Origin of the sequence: Segatella copri, from assembly GCF_949820605.1 — a bacterium.
In the GTDB taxonomy this organism is placed as follows: domain Bacteria; phylum Bacteroidota; class Bacteroidia; order Bacteroidales; family Bacteroidaceae; genus Prevotella.
Window position 1 is genome coordinate 221,796 of the sequence record NZ_CATKVU010000007.1, and the last position, 17,154, is coordinate 238,949.

Here is a 17,154-nt window from a genome sequence, read left to right on the forward strand (position 1 = left end):
CTGAACAGTATGAAAAAACTGAATGTATTAGTGATGGGCCTCTTGCTTCCTATGTTGGCAGCAGCCCAGACCGTTAAATCACCTAACGGCAACGTCTCGGTAACATTCTCTTTGACCGAAAAGGGACAGCCTACCTATGAGATGAGCTATAAGGGAAAGACTGTATGTAAGCCATCCCACTTAGGATTGGAACTGGCTAAGGATAAACATGCCTCTAAGGGTATGGAGGAAACCAGCCTGATGGATGGTTTTACTGAAACCGGCAGCAAGACATCGACCTTCGATGAAACCTGGAAGCCGGTATGGGGCGAGACTGCCACCATCCGCAATAACTATAACGAGATGGAGGTAAACCTGAACCAGGCTGCTTCTAAGCGTAACATTACCATCCGTTTCCGTGTATATGATTATGGTATGGGCTTGCGCTATGAGTTCCCACAACAGGAAAGTCTGAATTATTTTGTCATCCAGGAGGAGCATACCCAGTTTGCCATGGCAGGCGATCATACCGCTTACTGGATTCCTGGTGATTATGATACACAGGAGTATGATTACAACATTACTCCATTGACAGGCATCCGCCCAATTATTGCGAAAAACCGTGAAGCTTACAAGAGCAATTCATCTACCACCGTCTTCTCTGATACTGGTGTTCAGACCTCTCTCCAGATGAAGACCAAGGACGGGCTCTACATCAACATTCATGAGGCTGCCTGCCTGGATTATCCTACCATGCACCTCAATCTGGATGAGAAAACATTGACTTTCGAGTCTTGGCTCACTCCTGATGCCGTAGGCAGAAAGGGATTCATCCAGACACCATTCAATACCCCTTGGCGTACCGTGATGGTAAGTGATGATGCACGTGATATGCTTTCATGCAAGTTGACATTGAACCTTAACGAGCCTTGCAAGATTAAGGATACATCCTGGATTCATCCTACCAAGTACTGCGGTGTATGGTGGAACATGATTGTAGGCACCAAGACCTGGAGCTATACCAACGACTTGCCTTCTGTTCGCCTCGGTGTAACTGATTACAGCAAGTGCAAGCCTAACGGTACCCATGGTGCAACCAACGAGGAAGTAAAGCGCTACATCGACTTTGCTGCCAAGAACGGTTTGCAGGAAGTATTGGTAGAAGGCTGGAACGAAGGTTGGGAAGACTGGTTCGGTCATCAGAAGCTCGATGTTTTCGACTTCGTGACTCCATATCCTGACTTCGATATCAAGATGCTCAACGAATATGCTCACTCTAAGGGTGTGAAGCTGATGATGCACCACGAGACATCTTCTGCAGCTCTCAACTACGAGCGCCACCTGGAAGATGCCTTCAACCTGATGAACAAATATGGTTATGATGCCGTGAAGACCGGTTATGTGGGAGATATCATCCCAAGAGGTGAGTATCACTACAGCCAGTTGATGAATAATCACTACCAGCGTGTCATCGAGACCGCTGCCAAGCATCATATCATGGTGAATGCCCACGAGGCAACCCGTCCTACAGGTATCTGCCGCACCTGGCCTAACCTGGTTGGCAACGAGAGTGCACGTGGTACAGAATATGAGGCATTTGGCGGTAACAAGTCTTATCATACCGTAATGTTGCCATTCACCCGTCTGCAGGGTGGTCCGATGGATTATACTCCTGGTATCTTCGAGACCAAGCTTTCTGAGTGGAGCAACAATAAGAGTTATGTTCATACCACTCTCTGTGGTCAGCTTTCTCTCTATCTCGTAATGTACAGTCCTTTGCAGATGGCTGCCGATCTTCCAGAGCATTATGAGAAGTACGATGATGCCTTCCAGTTTATCCGCGACGTAGCTTGCGACTGGGATGACTCCAAGTATCTGGAGGCAGAGCCAGCCAAGTATATCACCGTAGCCCGCAAGGCAAAGGGAACCGACAACTGGTTTGTAGGCGGTAAGACTGATGCAGCCCGCACAGCTGTAGTAAAACTCGACTTCCTGGATAAGGGCAAGAAGTATGCTTGCGCTATTTATCAGGACGGCAAGAATGCTGACTACGAGAAGAACCCTAAATCTTATCAGATCATCCACAAGACTGTGAAGAAGGGTGATGTTTTGAAGATTAATGAAGCACGTGGTGGTGGTTTCGCCATCTCTTTGCTCGCTAAATAAGCCTATAATTTCTGTATTTCCGTCCAACTGTCCGGTTGGTCGGAAATACGCTAAAAATGAGCGTAGATAATCTGTCACAGTTTTCTTCGCTCAGTTCGCTTTAATGTACTGTATAACAATAACTTAACAATATGAATATCCAAAAACTAATAATTGCAGCATTGACAGCAACCATTTTACCAACTTCATTGAATGCGCAGCAGACATTCAATGAGATGATGTATTCCAAGGAGAAAACCATGTTTATCCTGAATGCTCCAACAGCCCAAAAGTCTTCTGTAACCCTCCGACTTTATAAGCAAGGACAGGGAGGAAAGGCTTATAAAACGCTGAAAATGAATAAGTTGGGAGATGAACGCTGGGAGACTACAGTCAAGGGCGACCTCAAGGGAAAGTTCTATACCTTTGATATTGGCAAGGGTGAAACACCAGGTACATTTGCCAAAGCAGTAGGTGTGAACGGAAACCGTGGCGCCATTGTAGATTTGTATGATACCGATCCATCTGGATGGGATAAGGACGTACGTCCTGCCCTGAAATCGCCAGCCGATCTCATTGTCTACGAGCTTCACGTGCGTGATTTCTCCATTTCTCCTACATCTGGTTTGAAATATAAGGGTAAATATCTCGCCCTCACCGAGCCTAAGGCCATCGAATACCTCAAGAATCTGGGCATCAACGCCATCCACTTCCAGCCTGTATTCGATTTCGCTTCTATAGATGAGACCCGACTCGACAAACCACAGTTCAACTGGGGTTATGATCCGAAGAACTATAATGTGCCGGAAGGCAGTTACGCTACCGACCCTTATTCTCCAGCAACCCGTATCAAGGAGTTCAAGGAGATGGTGATGGCGCTGCATAAGGCAGGCATCCGAGTGATTTTTGATGCCGTATATAACCATACTTTCGATATCAACGGCAGCAATTTCCAGCGTACCTATCCTGATTATTATTATCGCAAGACCAAGGATGGTAAGTATTCTGATGGTTCAGGCTGTGGCAACGAGACTGCTTCTGAAAAGCCTCTCATGCGTCAGTTTATGCTGGAGAGCGTGAAATACTGGATAGACGAATATCATATCGACGGTTTCCGTTTCGACCTGATGGGCGTTCATGACATCGAAACCATGCAGGCTATCCGTGAGATGGTAAACCGCATCGATCCTAGCATCTATATTTATGGTGAGGGATGGAGTGCAGGCAGTTGTGCTTATCCTACCGAGAAACTGGCGGTGAAGGCGAATACCCAGCAGCTCAAGGGTATCGGTGCTTTCAGCGATGATATGCGCGATGCGCTCCGTGGTCCTTTCTCTGATGACCATCAGGGTGCGCTCCTGGCTGGTCTTACTGGTCAGGAGGAGAGTCTGAAGTTCGGTATTGTGGGTGGCATTGCCCATCCGCAGGTGGATATGACAAAGGTGAACTATGACAAGAAGCCTTGGACCAACAATCCTACCGAGCAGATCAGTTATGTAAGCTGCCACGACGATATGTGTCTGGTAGACCGTCTGAAGGCAAGCATTGCATCTCTTACCGACAAGAATATCCCTGAAGCGATACGTACTGCCGAGTTGCTCCGCATCGATAAGCTTGCGCAGACCTGCGTCTTCACTTCACAGGGTGTTCCTTTCATCCTTGCCGGCGAAGAAATGCTCCGCGACAAGAAGGGAGTACACAACAGCTATAATTCTCCTGACAGCATCAACCAGTTTATCTGGACCAATCTGCAGAAATATCCGCAGGCGTTTGCTTATTACAAGAGTCTGATCCAGCTCCGCAAGAATCATCCAGCCTTCCGTCTTTCTACAGGCGATAAGGTACGTCAGCATCTGGAGTTCCTGCCTAGTCAGGATGCCAATGACAACAAGCAGACTTGCCTCGTAGGTTTCCAGCTCAAGAATCTGGAGGGCATTGATGCTTGGAAGAACATCATCGTGATCTATAACTTCAATAAGGAGGCAAAGAAGATGCAGATTCCTGAGGGTAATTATACCGTGGCTTGCTGCAATGGTATAATCAATGAGGAAGGCTTAGGCTTTGTTTCGGGAAAGGAAGTTGAGGTTGCCCCTCAGTCAGCCTTGATTCTTTATCAGAAATAGTTTATATATATAATAAGGTGTAATATGAAAAAGATAATAGCTTCATTAGTGCTTATGGGTAGCGCAATAAGTATGAACGCGGCAGTTAACGTAAGCCGCATTGAACCTACCGACTGGTATGTGGGCATGAAAGATGCTTCGCTCCAGTTGATGGTGTATGGCAAGGATATCAAGAATGCCGATGTAACGGTAGACTATCCGGGTGTAAAGGTAGACAGCATCGCCCGCCTTGATTCTCCTAATTATCTTCTGGTTTATCTTAACCTCAATGGAGCAAAGGCTGGAGAGATGACCCTCAACTTCAAGCAGGGCAAACAGTCGAAGAAGGTGAAGTATGTGTTGAAGAATCGTGAGATGGCGGGCGATAAGCGCATCGGTTTCTCTAATGAAGATGTGCTCTATATGCTGATGCCAGACCGTTTCGCCAACGGCAATCTGAAGAATGATGCCTTTAAGACGATGCGTGATAAGACTTGCAACCGTGCAGAGCCTAGTCTGCGACATGGTGGCGACCTGGAGGGAATCCGCCAGCACTTGGATTATTTTAACCAGTTGGGTGTAACCGCTCTGTGGTTTACCCCGGTTTTGGAGAACGACAGTCCAAGTAACGGCAAGAACAGCAGTTATCATGGTTATGCTACCACCAATTATTATCGTGTAGACCCACGTTTCGGAACCAATGCCGATTATAAGCAGCTGATAGATGAGGCTCACAAGAAAGGTTTGAAGATTGTGATGGATATGATTTTCAACCATTGCGGCTTCGAGCATCCTTGGGTTGCCGATATGCCATCTAAAGACTGGTTTAATAAACCAGAATGGCTGGCTCCTGAAAATCAGACTGCCGAGCATCAGAAGAACATCGGTACGGTGGATGGCGCTGCTAAGGTGAACGATAAGTATCTGCAGACCAGTTATAAGCTGACTCCGGTACTTGACCCATACGCCAGCAAGGTTGATCTCACAGAAACCGTAGACGGCTGGTTTGTTCCAACTATGCCTGACCTCAACCAGCGCAACCCACACGTTATCAAGTATCTGATTCAGAACAGCGAGTGGTGGATAGAGAGCGCTGGTATCGACGGCATCCGTATGGATACCTATCCTTATGCCGACCGCGATGCAATGGCACACTGGATGAAGGTGCTGGGCGAGGAGTATCCTCACTTCAATACCGTAGGCGAGACTTGGGTAACCGAACCTGCCTATACTGCAGCCTGGCAGAAGGACAGCAAACTTTCTGAGAAGAACAGCTATCTGCCAACCGTTATGGATTTCGCCTTCTTCGACCGCATCAACAGTGCAAAGAAAGAGGAGACCGATGACTGGTGGAACGGCATGAACCGTCTCTACAATGTATTCTGCTATGATTATCTCTATCCTAATCCAAAGAGCGTAATGGCATTCATCGAGAATCATGATACCGACCGCTTCCTGGGTGAAGGCAAGGATACCCTGGCTCTGAAGCAAGCGCTGTCATTGCTTCTTACCATCAACCGCACTCCTCAGCTCTATTATGGTACAGAGGTGCTGATGAACGGTACCAAGAGTGTAACCGATGGCAATGTACGCAAGGACTTCCCTGGCGGTTGGGCTGGTGATAAGCACAATGCCTTTACTGCCGAAGGTAGAACACAGGCAGAAAACCAGATGTTCAACTGGCTCAGCAACCTGTTGCACTGGCGTCAGGGCAATGAAGTGATTACCAAGGGCAAGCAGACCCAGTTCTGTCCTCAGAAGGGTGTTTACGTAATTGCCCGCCAGTATAAGGGTAAGAATGTGATGACGGTTATTAACGGCAAGAACGAGGCAAACGAGCTGAATGTTTCCCGTTATGCAGAGATTATCGGTTCTCATGATAAGGCTACGGATGTTACAAACGGTCGCACCATTCTTATCAACAAGAACGTGAAGCTCCGTCCTCGCCAGAGCATGATTCTTGAGTTCTAAAACGCAAGTAGCTTCGTTGACAGATGCATTCGACTCCGTTGACAGATGCATTCGACTCCGTTGGCAGATGCATTCGACTCCGTTGGCCGATGCATTCGACTCCGTTGGCAGATACATTCGACTCCGTTGGCCGATGCATTCGACTCCGTTAACTGGTTCAAGCACTTGAGTATGCTGAAGCAAGTATATTCCTATATGAACGTTCCTAGAGTTGTAAATTTACACTTCTAGGAACGTTTTTTTCTTGATAAAAATTCTTTCGTTTCATTTTTTCTTCGTACTTTTGCAATCAGAAGTATAAAAACTTAATAAAAATGGATGAAGAAATAGGCAAATGGCTATTAGATATATCCAAGTATATAATTACTGCTTATATCTTATCGCAAATGTTTGGTAAAGATAATGATTCCTGGTGGTCATTTATTGGTGCAGTCTTATTGGCTGTTCTATTGTTTGCATTGGGATATTATTTAATTAAAAAAGGAAAAGATAAAAATAAGAAAGGGAAGTAAAATGAGTAATGGATTATTAGCAATGTATATTTTCCTTGCTGTGTTCGCAACAGGATTAGTTATTTATTCTAAAATGTCTGATAGAAAAAGACAGGAGAAATAAGTATGGATACAGGATTGTTTATTATGTATGGCTTTTTGTTGCTTTTGGCAGCAGGAATATTTATTTATGCCAAAATTGATGATCGCAAAGAACAGAAAAGGCAATAATATGGATTACGGATTATTAGGAATGTATATATTTCTGGCTTTGATTGCTGTTGGTTCTTTCATTTACGTTAAGATAGAAGATAAAAAAGAGCAAAAGAATAGTTAATGATTAGATACATTCTTTCTATAATAAGCATTCTCTTCATAACCTTGAGCAGTTGGGCGCAAGGTGGGCTGCCTAGTCGCTATAATGTAAGCTATCTCAATATGGCTGCAGGTATGCCGAATAATTTTGCTGATGATATCTTTCAGGATTCCTACGGCTTCGTATGGATCAGTACGCATGGTGGTGGACTGGTGCGCTACGATGGTTTCAATTTCATGAACTTCGGTTTGGGGTCTGTAGGAATCAGTCTGCGAAGCAACAGTTGCCGTAATGTCTGCGAAGATCCGTTCAAGCGCCTTTGGGTGGCTTTCGAAGAAGGTCCGCAGGTGCTCGACCTCAATACTATGCAGCCTGTTGTTCCACCTTGTGAGAACAGCCAGGTAGAGGCACAACTCAACAAAGTATTCAAGAACCTTTGCACCCGAATATATTGTGATGCAAAGGGCAATATATGGATGCTTTCTTTCAACCAGCTTACCCGTTTCGGCTTTAACGAAAAGGGCGAGGTGAACAGCGTCTTGTCTACATCCTATCCTTATAATGCTCCCGACCTCGGAATCTGTGATGTCTATCGCAGAGGAACGGTTGTATTATGCAACAATGGAGTGGTGAGCGAGTTTTCTGTGAAGAACAATCAGCTTGTGGCAAAGAACATCTCATCCCTGTTCCCTCTGCTCGAAGGTCGGTATGGGGGGGCGCTTATTTATTATCATGGCAAGATATGGATGGGTACGAATCGCGGATTGTTTAATAGTGGCAAGCAGGAATTCCATTGCTCTGCTACCGACCATTCGCTCCAGCACGAAGTAGTGACGAGCCTTGCCGTTTCTCCAGATGACAAACTTCTGGTAGGAACGCTCTGTGGCGTAGATATCTTCAATGATAAGACCGGAGAGATAGAACATTGGAACACTGCTACGGCTGTGAATCCGCTGAGCAGCAACTTTATCAACAGTCTTTTCTCAAAGAACGGACAGATATGGGTAGGCTCTGAGACGGGTGGTGTTATCAAACTGGCTCCACGTCAGCTGAATTTGGAATTCTACCGTCACGACCCCGCCAACCCGGGCAGTATCTCTCCCAACGCCGTCAATTCCATGTATGCGGCAGCCGACGGAACCCTGTGGGTAGGAACAGTAGAGGGAGGTCTCAATGCCTTGACTCCAGGCAGCATGAACTTTGTTCATTATACGGTGGCAAATTCCGGTTTGCCGCATAATACCGTCTCGGTTCTTGCAGCTGATAACCGCAATCAACTCTGGATTGGTACCTGGGGAAGGGGTTTTGCAGTGATGAATCTCAGTCAGCCGGGCAAGATTATTCCTCTGGTGGTTGATGCTAAGCATCAGCATTTACTCAACTTTGCCGGTGCTTTGACTTACGATCCTATCAATGATGGTATGTGGCTCGGCACCAATGACGGTCTCTTCTTCTATGATATGAAGCGCCGCCAACTCATAGAACCTTTCAGGGGATGCCAGAATGTGCGCGGCTGCATTGGCTCTCTGATAACCCGAAAGGGCAAACTCCTGATGGGTTGTGTGCGGGGAATGGTAGAGGTCGACCTCAAGTCGCGTGCTCATGGCAAGGGCGATTTCGCTGTGACGTATCATCAGTATAAACTCGACAATCCGAAGAGTGGAGTCTTCGATAAGATATTGTCTTTCTGCCAGGCTAAGGATGGAAAGATATGGATGGGCAGTAACGGCTACGGTCTGTATTGCTATACCAGCGATAAAAACGGAAAGACTCAAGTGAAGTCGTATACCACCAATAACGGACTTGCCAACAATATCGTGAAGGGTATTGTAGAGGATAACCAGGGTATGTTGTGGATAGCTACCGATAACGGACTCTCTATCTTCAATCCGAAGACCGAGGCATTCTGCAGTTTCTCCCGTGAAGACGGTCTGATTAGTTCGCAGTTCTATTTCAATGGAGCCATCCGCAATGCCAAGGGCGAGATATTCCTGGGCACCGATACGGGTATGATGGCTGTAAAGGGCATAAACCGTTCTGTGCATCAGACGGGTAAGTTGTGCTTTACCGAACTTCTGGTAGATAACCAGCCTGTTTTTACTGGCAGCGATTATCTGGAAGAAGACATTTCTATTGCCAGAAAGTTGCGTATCCATGAGAGTGATAAGTCGTTCACCCTCTTTTTCTCAGCGCTCAATTATGGCAGCGAGAGTCAGGGTGTATATCTCTATCGCATGAAGGGATACGAGAATGAGTGGGTTCAACTCAAGGCTGGTCAGCATAGTGTGCGTTATTCCACTCTGCCAGCTGGAGACTATAAGTTTGAGGTGAAATATATCCCATCTATCAATTCCGACAAGGAGCAGGTGATCTCTGTAGAAGTTCAGATTACTCCTTATTTCTGGAAGAGCTGGTGGTTTGTTACCCTTATTATAATAGGTATCATCGCCTTGCTCCAATATGCTTATGTGCGCCGTCTCAACAAGATGCGCGAAGAGGAAGTTGAGGCTTTGTACCGTCCTATCGAGGCTGCGATGAAGGAAAGTGATGAACCTGAAAAGCTGCAGAGTCGCATCCAGATGATTCTGCAGAACCAGAAGCGTTATCAGGACAGTCAGATAAAGAGCATTGAGGCTGACAGGAAGATGGTAGAGGAGACTATGCGTCCATTCATGGAAGAAGTGATGGATGTGATGGAGAAGAATTACGATAATTCGGAGTTTGGTGTACAGGAACTGGCAGATGCCTTGGGTATATCCCGCAGTGTACTGAGCAAGAATCTCTCCAAGGAGACAGGTTTGCCAACAGCCCAGTTTATCCGCAACTACCGTCTCGACATCTCGCGCAAGATGATGGCTGATAAAACTTCCAACCGAAATATCACGGAGATAGCCTACCGTGTAGGCTTCAACGATCCGAAGTATTTCACCCGTTGCTTCACCAAGCAGTTTGGCATCTCGCCGACTGCATATAAGGATCAGTTGGATTCTCAGGGTTCAGATATGGCATAGTTCTCCTTGGATTCTTCGGAGAAATAATGTTCCTGGATGTGATAATTTGTTAAGCAAATAAAATAAAACCGAGGGGTTACTTGATATAAGTCAAGTAACCCCTTGTTTTGTATGTGTGGGTACACAACTGGTGGATAAGCACGTAATATCCTTAAAAATCCACTGTTTATGCGTTTTGTCCACCTATAAAACCCATTTGTCCACCCTATATAATCCGATTAATTGTACTTTTGCCACTGAAAAAGGATTTAAGAATTTTAAATAACCTATTTGAATAGTAAACAAACAACCTAAAGGCGTTAAGTTATGAAGTTAAGAAAAACTTTACTTTCGTTTGCTTGTGCTATCATGGTGGCATTAAGTTTCACTGCTTGTGGTGATGACTGGGGCCGACAGGATGATCCTGCTGGCGTACAGATTTACCCATCTAAGACAACAGTGGCAACTTATGACTTTGAGTATTCAGAAGAGAAACCTGAGTATTCAGACATGATAAGTCACGATGAGTCATGTGAGGTGACCAATGATGAGACCCTCGCAAGTAATGTATTGCACATCAATGGTAAGGGTGGTGCCAAGATTGCCAATCCTTTCAATGGTGTGAAGTTGCAAAATGGTGCTGCCATCACTTTCGCTGTAAAGATTGATGCAGCCGTAGCTGAGGACGGAACAGTCGCTGATGTTGACTTGACACGACCTCTTATCTCATTTGGTTCAGATGAGAAGGATCTAGCTGGTAATGATATCAGTGCTCACTTCTATATCACTGCCAATGGTCAGGTGGTTTACAACAAGCCTACCCAGTTGCAGAGTTTGAACCTGAATGAGAATGATCCTGCTTCTGTGAAGACAGGTATTCTCTCTCCTAATGAGTGGCATTTCGTAGCCCTTCAGCTTTCTACTGAAGGTTACCAGCTCTACGTAGATGGCAAGAAGAGCCTTTCTGGTTATCAGACATCATCAAGTGCTACCTCTTTCAAGTACAAGACTTTGGTTGATTCCATCAACTCTTTACCTTATATATATATAGGTGGAGACAGCAAGTTGACAGCCGAAGAGACCAACACCGTATCTATCGACAATGTTACCCTGATCCGTAACATGATGGAAGAGAAGGATTGGAACAAGACCATTGGTGGTAATGGAGGTAGCGGTTTCATTTGGAAAGAACAAGAATCTATCGGTAATGAAGATTTTAGTTCCGGATTCTTTGATCCTAAAACTCCAAATATTCAAATGAAAGGTAATGGTACTGTTCATTACCGTTTTACTTGCAATAATAATGCTGCAAAAAATTATGAAACATGGGTTCTTGCCATAACAAATGGTGTAGCTTTTGGCGATAATGGATATATTGAATATGAGATATGTCGTGGTGATGCTTGGAGTTGGGGTTCACTCCTCAATGGCGAGGATCAAGGCGTTTCTGCAAGTTATAATTGGGATTCATGGATTGCTGATATGAAGGGAGCAACAGTAGACCTTTATGTTACTCGTACTGGTAAAATGTTCCATGTTGAACAATATGTGACAACTGCAAGTGGTTCTAAACTACCAGTTTGTACATTTGATACTCAAAAGGAAGCTCCTACAGAAGAATGGGGTACTTTTGTAACTCTAGAAAAGTCATTCTTGACATTTGAAAAGGCCGAGACTTATACATCTGTTAATTATAAAGATGGTGCATATACAATCGGTTCTGATGATAATTCTTCAGCATTCTTTGATAAGAAATCTGAAATGTATGACCTTTCTGCAGAGCGTTCACGTTTGACAATTCAATTTGTCAATACAACTGCAGGTGGAGCGAATTGGGAAAATTATGTAGTTGCATTCACAAACACTCCTTTTGGTGAGGCTGGATATTTAGAGTATGCAGTTTGTAGAGCAGATGCTTGGACATGGGGAGCTAATATACCAACGAAAGGAGATAATGTAACAGCTACCTACAATTGGGATACTTGGAAGACAGATATTAATGGTGCTACTGTTACTCTTGATTTCAAACGTGTTGGTGATAGAGTTGATATGACAGCTGATGTTGTGACAGCTCAGGGAGAGTCTTTGCCTCAGATGTCTTTCTTTGTTGATGGACTTGAGGGTAAACCGCTTTATGTCTTCTTGACAAATGAAAAGTCTTATCAAGTTATCAAGCAGGTTAGAACATATCCATGGTTCAATACTAACTTTGCAGAATAATAACCAAAATAGAATAAACAATGAACAATAACATATTGCATAAGTTATTCTTGACCCTGACACTGGTGCTCCTTACTTTAGGAGCATCAGCACAGGTTACCGTATCAGGTAATGTGTCAGATGAATCGGGTGAGCCTATCATCGGTGCTACTGTTATGGAAGCATTGACAACCAATGGTGTTGTTACAGACTTCGACGGTAACTTTAAGATTCAGGTGAAGAACGAGAACGCTACTTTGAAAATCTCTTATATCGGTATGGTTGCTCAGAACATCCGTGTAGGCAATCAGCGTAATATCAAGGTGGTTCTCAAGGACGAAAGTCAGAAAATCAATGAGGTCGTAGTCGTTGGTTACGGTCATCAGAAGAAAGAGAGTGTCGTAGGTGCTATCTCTCAGGTTAGTTCAGACGACCTCTTGAATACCCCTACAGCCAACGTTACACAGGCTATTGCCGGTAAGATTCCTGGTGTCGTAACAACCCAGGTATCTGGTGCTCCTGGTGCCGATGATGCTACCATCAACATCCGTGGTCGTGCAACCTTCGCTGGCGATGGTGCTCCTTTGGTCATGGTAGATGGTGTAGAGCGTGCTTTCTCTCAGGTGGCTCCTGATGATATCGAGAGCATCTCTGTATTGAAGGATGCTTCTGCTACAGCCGTTTATGGTGTGCGTGGTGCGAATGGTGTCATCCTCGTTACTACCAAGCGTGGTAAGGATATGAAGCCAGAGGTTAGTTTGACCAGCAACTTCATGTGGGGTACTCCAACCCGTAAGCCTCACTACTTGAACTCTTACGACTCTGTTACTCTCCTTGAGGAGGCTCTGAAGAACGATGGTCTTCCATCACAGTATTCGGCTTCTGACATCGAGATGTACCGCAAGAGCTGTGCCGGCGAATTGATAGGTGCTGATGCGCTTCTCTATCCTAATGTAGACTGGTATGATGAGGTGCTCAACAACTGGGCTCCATCTCAGCGCTATAATGTAAGTGTACGTGGTGGTACGAAGCGTATGCACTACTATGTATCTGGTGAAATCTACAACCAGGGTTCTCTGATCAAGAACCTCAGCCAGGATACCTACGGCAACTCTTCAAGCCCTGGTTACAACCGTTACGCTTTCCGTGCCAACATGGACTTCTTCCTCTCTAAGGATTTGACATTCAGCGTAAACTTCGGTACACGTTTCGAGAACCGTCATGGTTCTAACACCAACGAGAGTTCTACCAACTATGATATCTTCGCACGTATCAACCATACTCCAGGTTGGATCTTCCCAGTATCTTATGAGGTACAGAATGGTGAGACAACCAAGACTCTCTATGGTGGTACAGCCGTATATCAGGACAACGTAGTGGCTGCCCTTGCCAAGGGTGGATACTATCGCGGAACCAATACCATCAATGAGACCAACTTCATCGCAGACTACAAGATGGACTGGTTGACTCCTGGTCTTTCTGCCCGCGGTATGGTTTCGTTCGACTACGACTCATATTACAAGAAGACATTCGGAGCTGCTTTTGCAACTTACGAATTGAACGACCGTAACAACTTTACAAGTGCAGATGCTTATACCAAATATAATGTAGACGGCGACCTGGCTTACTCTAAGGGCTCTTCTACTACTTACAAGCTCTATATGGAGGGTCAGATCAACTACGCCCGCAAGTTTGGTAAGCACGATGTTACCGGTATGGTACTTTACAACCAGAACGACTACCGTTACAATTCAGACCTGGCTAAGCGCTATCAGGGTCTCGTAGGTCGTGTAACTTACGGTTATGATGACAAGTATTTGGCTGAGGTTAACGTTGGTTACAACGGATCAGAGAACTTCCTCAAGGGCAAACGCTTCGGTTTCTTCCCAGCATTCTCACTCGGTTGGCGTGTAACTCAGGAAGAGTTTATGAAGCCAACAGAAAACTGGTTGAACAACCTGAAGATCCGTGCATCTTACGGTGAGGTTGGTAACGACGTTTATACCGTAGGTGGTGTGGCTCAGCGCTTCCTCTATGAGGAGAAGTGGAACCAGATTTCCAACGATTACTACTTCGGTAATACTGGTAAAACCGGTATTTTCGAGAGCCAGTATCCTAACTATGGTGTAACATGGGAGCGTGCCAAGAAGTTCAACGTAGGTTTGGAGTTTGGCTTGTTCAACGGTATGCTGACCGGTAACTTCGACTACTTCGTTGAGAACCGTAACGATATCCTGACCGAGTACTTGAGCCGTCCACAGTGGGTAGGTGTAACGATGGCAGCCGGAAACCTCGGTAAGACCCAGAACAAGGGTTACGAGTTGGAGCTCCATCACTTCAACCACATCGGTAAGGACTTCACCTATAATATCGGTGCAACCTTCTCTCATGCAGCCAACAAGATCAAGAATATGGATGAGCCTGCTTACAAGACCGCTTACCGCAAGCGCGAAGGTCACCCAATCAACCAGTACTTCGGTCTGGTATGCGAGGGCTTCGTAACACAGGCCGACTTGGATAATCCTAACTTCCCTGTATCAACCTACGGAAACGTAAAGGTTGGTGACCTGAAGTACAAGGATATGAATAACGATGGCTTCATCGATGACCGTGATGAGACATTCATCGGCTACAGCGATATTCCAGAGAACACATACGCTCTGACACTCGGCGCCAACTATAAGGGCATCGGTTTCGAAGTAATGTTCCAGGGTGTAGACCATGTATCCCGTTACTACGACAGCGATGCGATGTTCGCCTTCCAGAACAACGGTAAGGTAAAGGATATCCACCTGAACCGCTGGAACCCTGCAAAGAGCGAGGCAGAGAACCTGGCAACAGCAGAATATCCATTGCTCCATTACGGAAGCAACGGTGACCACAACCAGCGCCAGAACTCATTCTTCCTGAAGAACGGTTCATTCGTCCGTCTGAAGAACATCGAGTTGAGCTATACATTCCCTAAGGAGTTGATCAAGCATGTCGGTATGAGCAATGCCCGCTTCTACATCAATGCCAACAACCTCTTTACATGGGATCATCTCGACGACTTGGTTGACCCAGAGAGCAACGGTTCAAACCGTTACCCACTCTTGAAGACCGTCAACGTAGGTTTCAATGTCGTATTCTAATTCAAGAACATTCAAAAAGAATCGAAAATGAAGAAATATAGTATATTTGCTTTGGCGCTCGTTATGGGAGCAATGACGCTCACCTCTTGCGAAGACGCCTTCGGCAATTTCCTCGACAAGCAGCCAAGCAATGAGTTGACAAAAGCTGAGGTGTTGGGTAACTTCACTCTGTTGGAAGAGAACCACAACGATACTTACAACTTCCTGCTTCGCGGTGCCAACCGTGTGAACAACTCATGGATGGATGCAGCTACCGACCTGGCAGAGTCAAGTATCGGTACATCAGGTACACGTACCACATTCAATATCGGTAACTATTATGGAGGTGGCGGTGCAGCAGAGCTGACTTCTCCTTGGGAGAGCCGCTATCGTGGTATCCGCAAGTGCAATATCACCATCAACACATTGGAGCAGGACACCGAGAACAAGCTTCGCCCTGCAGATATTGACGTAGAACTTTACAATTCACGTAAGGCAAACTATATTGCAGAGGCCCGTTTCCTCCGTGCCTATTTCTACTGGGAACTGTTCCTCCGTTACGGTCCGGTGCCATTGGTAACTACCGAGCTCGATCCTAACGGTGACCTGATGACAGGTTATACAGAGCGCCCTGACCTCAAGACCTTCATGGATTATCTCTTCAAGGAGGTAAAGGAATGCGAGAGCAGTCTGAAGACTTACGCAGAGACCAACGATGCTACCTATGCAGGAGAGGTGAACCAGCCTACAGCACGTGCCCTCTATGTTCGCATGATGCTCTACATGGCAAGTCCACGCTACTCAGCACAGAGCGGTGTTACCTGGCAGCAGGCAGCAGACGCAGCTGCGGGCTTCATCGCTGACTATGGTGAGAATTATAGATTGGAAGACCGTACCAACGGTGGTGTAGCAGCCTACAACAATGCCTGGTTGCTCAACACTTATACCGACAAGAACCCTGAGGTTATCTTCTTCCGCAACGATGTAGCCATCGGTTGGAGCGGTATTTCTACCGATACTCCTGTAGGTGAAGGTGGACAGGGTGGTCTTTGCCCAAGTCAGAACCTCGTCGATATGTATGATATGGAAGATGGTTCAGCTCCTTTCAAGCAGTATGATGCAACAGGTGCTCCGGTTTATGTAAACGGCAAGCCTGTCATCAACGAAGAGAGCGGTTATACAGAGCAGAAGATGTGGAAAAACCGTGATCCACGCCTCGCAGCTACCATTCTTTACAATGGTTGTGAGTGGGGTCAGGCTACCAGCACCAAGACCAATGTCATTGATGTGGTTTATGGTCATCGCGATAATCCTATCGGTAACCAGAATGCTACTCCAACAGGTTACTATGTACGCAAGTATATTCCTGAGACCATCCTGAGCAGCAACCACAGCGGTACAGCCAAGCGCCTCTGGAAGATCTTTACCTATAGCGAACTGCTTCTGAACTATGCTGAGGCATTGAACGAGGCTGACTATGCAGGCAACAAGACACAGGTTTGCACCCTGCTCGACCAGATTCGTCATCGTGGCGGTATCATCGGCAATGTTGCCGATCGTGCAGACTTGAATTCCCAGACAGCTATGCGCAATTTCATCCACAAGGAGCGTACCATCGAACTCGCTTTCGAGGAGCACCGCTGGTGGGATGTACGTCGCTGGAATGTAGCAGGCGATGCGCTCGGCCGTGATATCTACGGTGTAAACGTGGCAGCAGATGGCACTATTACCCGTAAGGTAGCCCAGCAGCGCAAGTGGCAAGACAAGTTCTACCTCTATCCAATCCCAGAGGCTGAGGTTTGGAAGATTGGTCAGGACTTCCAGAACGATGGTTGGAAAGAATAACTCTTT

At 46.0% G+C, this 17,154-nt stretch carries 8 protein-coding genes; all 8 read left to right on the plus strand.

What is annotated here, in order from left to right; genetic code table 11:
- Positions 1–9: 9 nt before the first annotated feature.
- Entirely contained in the window at positions 10–2,145 is a 2,136-nt protein-coding gene (locus tag RCO84_RS15570) for a glycoside hydrolase family 97 protein (protein WP_317585618.1), read from the plus strand.
- Between the two features lie 131 nt (positions 2,146–2,276).
- Entirely contained in the window at positions 2,277–4,247 is a 1,971-nt protein-coding gene (pulA, locus tag RCO84_RS15575; protein WP_317585619.1) for a type I pullulanase, read from the plus strand.
- A 24-nt stretch (positions 4,248–4,271) separates the two neighbouring features.
- A complete protein-coding gene (locus tag RCO84_RS15580; RefSeq protein WP_317573174.1) occupies positions 4,272–6,197 on the plus strand; it encodes a glycoside hydrolase family 13 protein in 1,926 nt (641 codons plus the stop codon).
- Between the two features lie 314 nt (positions 6,198–6,511).
- On the plus strand, positions 6,512–6,709 hold the full coding sequence (locus RCO84_RS15585) for a DUF6722 family protein (RefSeq protein ID WP_118066256.1): 198 nt from the start codon (positions 6,512–6,514) through the stop codon (positions 6,707–6,709).
- A 315-nt stretch (positions 6,710–7,024) separates the two neighbouring features.
- Positions 7,025–10,015 (plus strand): two-component regulator propeller domain-containing protein, encoded by a 2,991-nt coding sequence (locus RCO84_RS15590; protein ID WP_317585620.1) that lies wholly within the window; start codon positions 7,025–7,027, stop codon positions 10,013–10,015.
- Between the two features lie 306 nt (positions 10,016–10,321).
- Complete coding sequence (locus tag RCO84_RS15595; protein ID WP_317585621.1) at positions 10,322–12,214, plus strand: hypothetical protein; 1,893 nt, start codon at positions 10,322–10,324, stop codon at positions 12,212–12,214.
- 20 nt (positions 12,215–12,234) lie between these two features.
- On the plus strand, positions 12,235–15,324 hold the full coding sequence (locus RCO84_RS15600) for a SusC/RagA family TonB-linked outer membrane protein (RefSeq protein ID WP_317585622.1): 3,090 nt from the start codon (positions 12,235–12,237) through the stop codon (positions 15,322–15,324).
- Between the two features lie 27 nt (positions 15,325–15,351).
- Positions 15,352–17,148, plus strand: a complete 1,797-nt coding sequence (locus tag RCO84_RS15605; RefSeq protein ID WP_317585623.1) for a RagB/SusD family nutrient uptake outer membrane protein — start codon at positions 15,352–15,354, stop codon at positions 17,146–17,148.
- The last annotated feature ends 6 nt before the right edge of the window (positions 17,149–17,154 follow it).

Coding starts and splice junctions, on each gene's coding strand:
- RCO84_RS15570 (WP_317585618.1), top strand. CDS start 10: ATGAAAAAACTGAATGTATTAGTGATGGGCCTCTTGCTTCCTATGTTG.
- pulA (WP_317585619.1), top strand. CDS start 2,277: ATGAATATCCAAAAACTAATAATTGCAGCATTGACAGCAACCATTTTA.
- RCO84_RS15580 (WP_317573174.1), top strand. CDS start 4,272: ATGAAAAAGATAATAGCTTCATTAGTGCTTATGGGTAGCGCAATAAGT.
- RCO84_RS15585 (WP_118066256.1), top strand. CDS start 6,512: ATGGATGAAGAAATAGGCAAATGGCTATTAGATATATCCAAGTATATA.
- RCO84_RS15590 (WP_317585620.1), top strand. CDS start 7,025: ATGATTAGATACATTCTTTCTATAATAAGCATTCTCTTCATAACCTTG.
- RCO84_RS15595 (WP_317585621.1), top strand. CDS start 10,322: ATGAAGTTAAGAAAAACTTTACTTTCGTTTGCTTGTGCTATCATGGTG.
- RCO84_RS15600 (WP_317585622.1), top strand. CDS start 12,235: ATGAACAATAACATATTGCATAAGTTATTCTTGACCCTGACACTGGTG.
- RCO84_RS15605 (WP_317585623.1), top strand. CDS start 15,352: ATGAAGAAATATAGTATATTTGCTTTGGCGCTCGTTATGGGAGCAATG.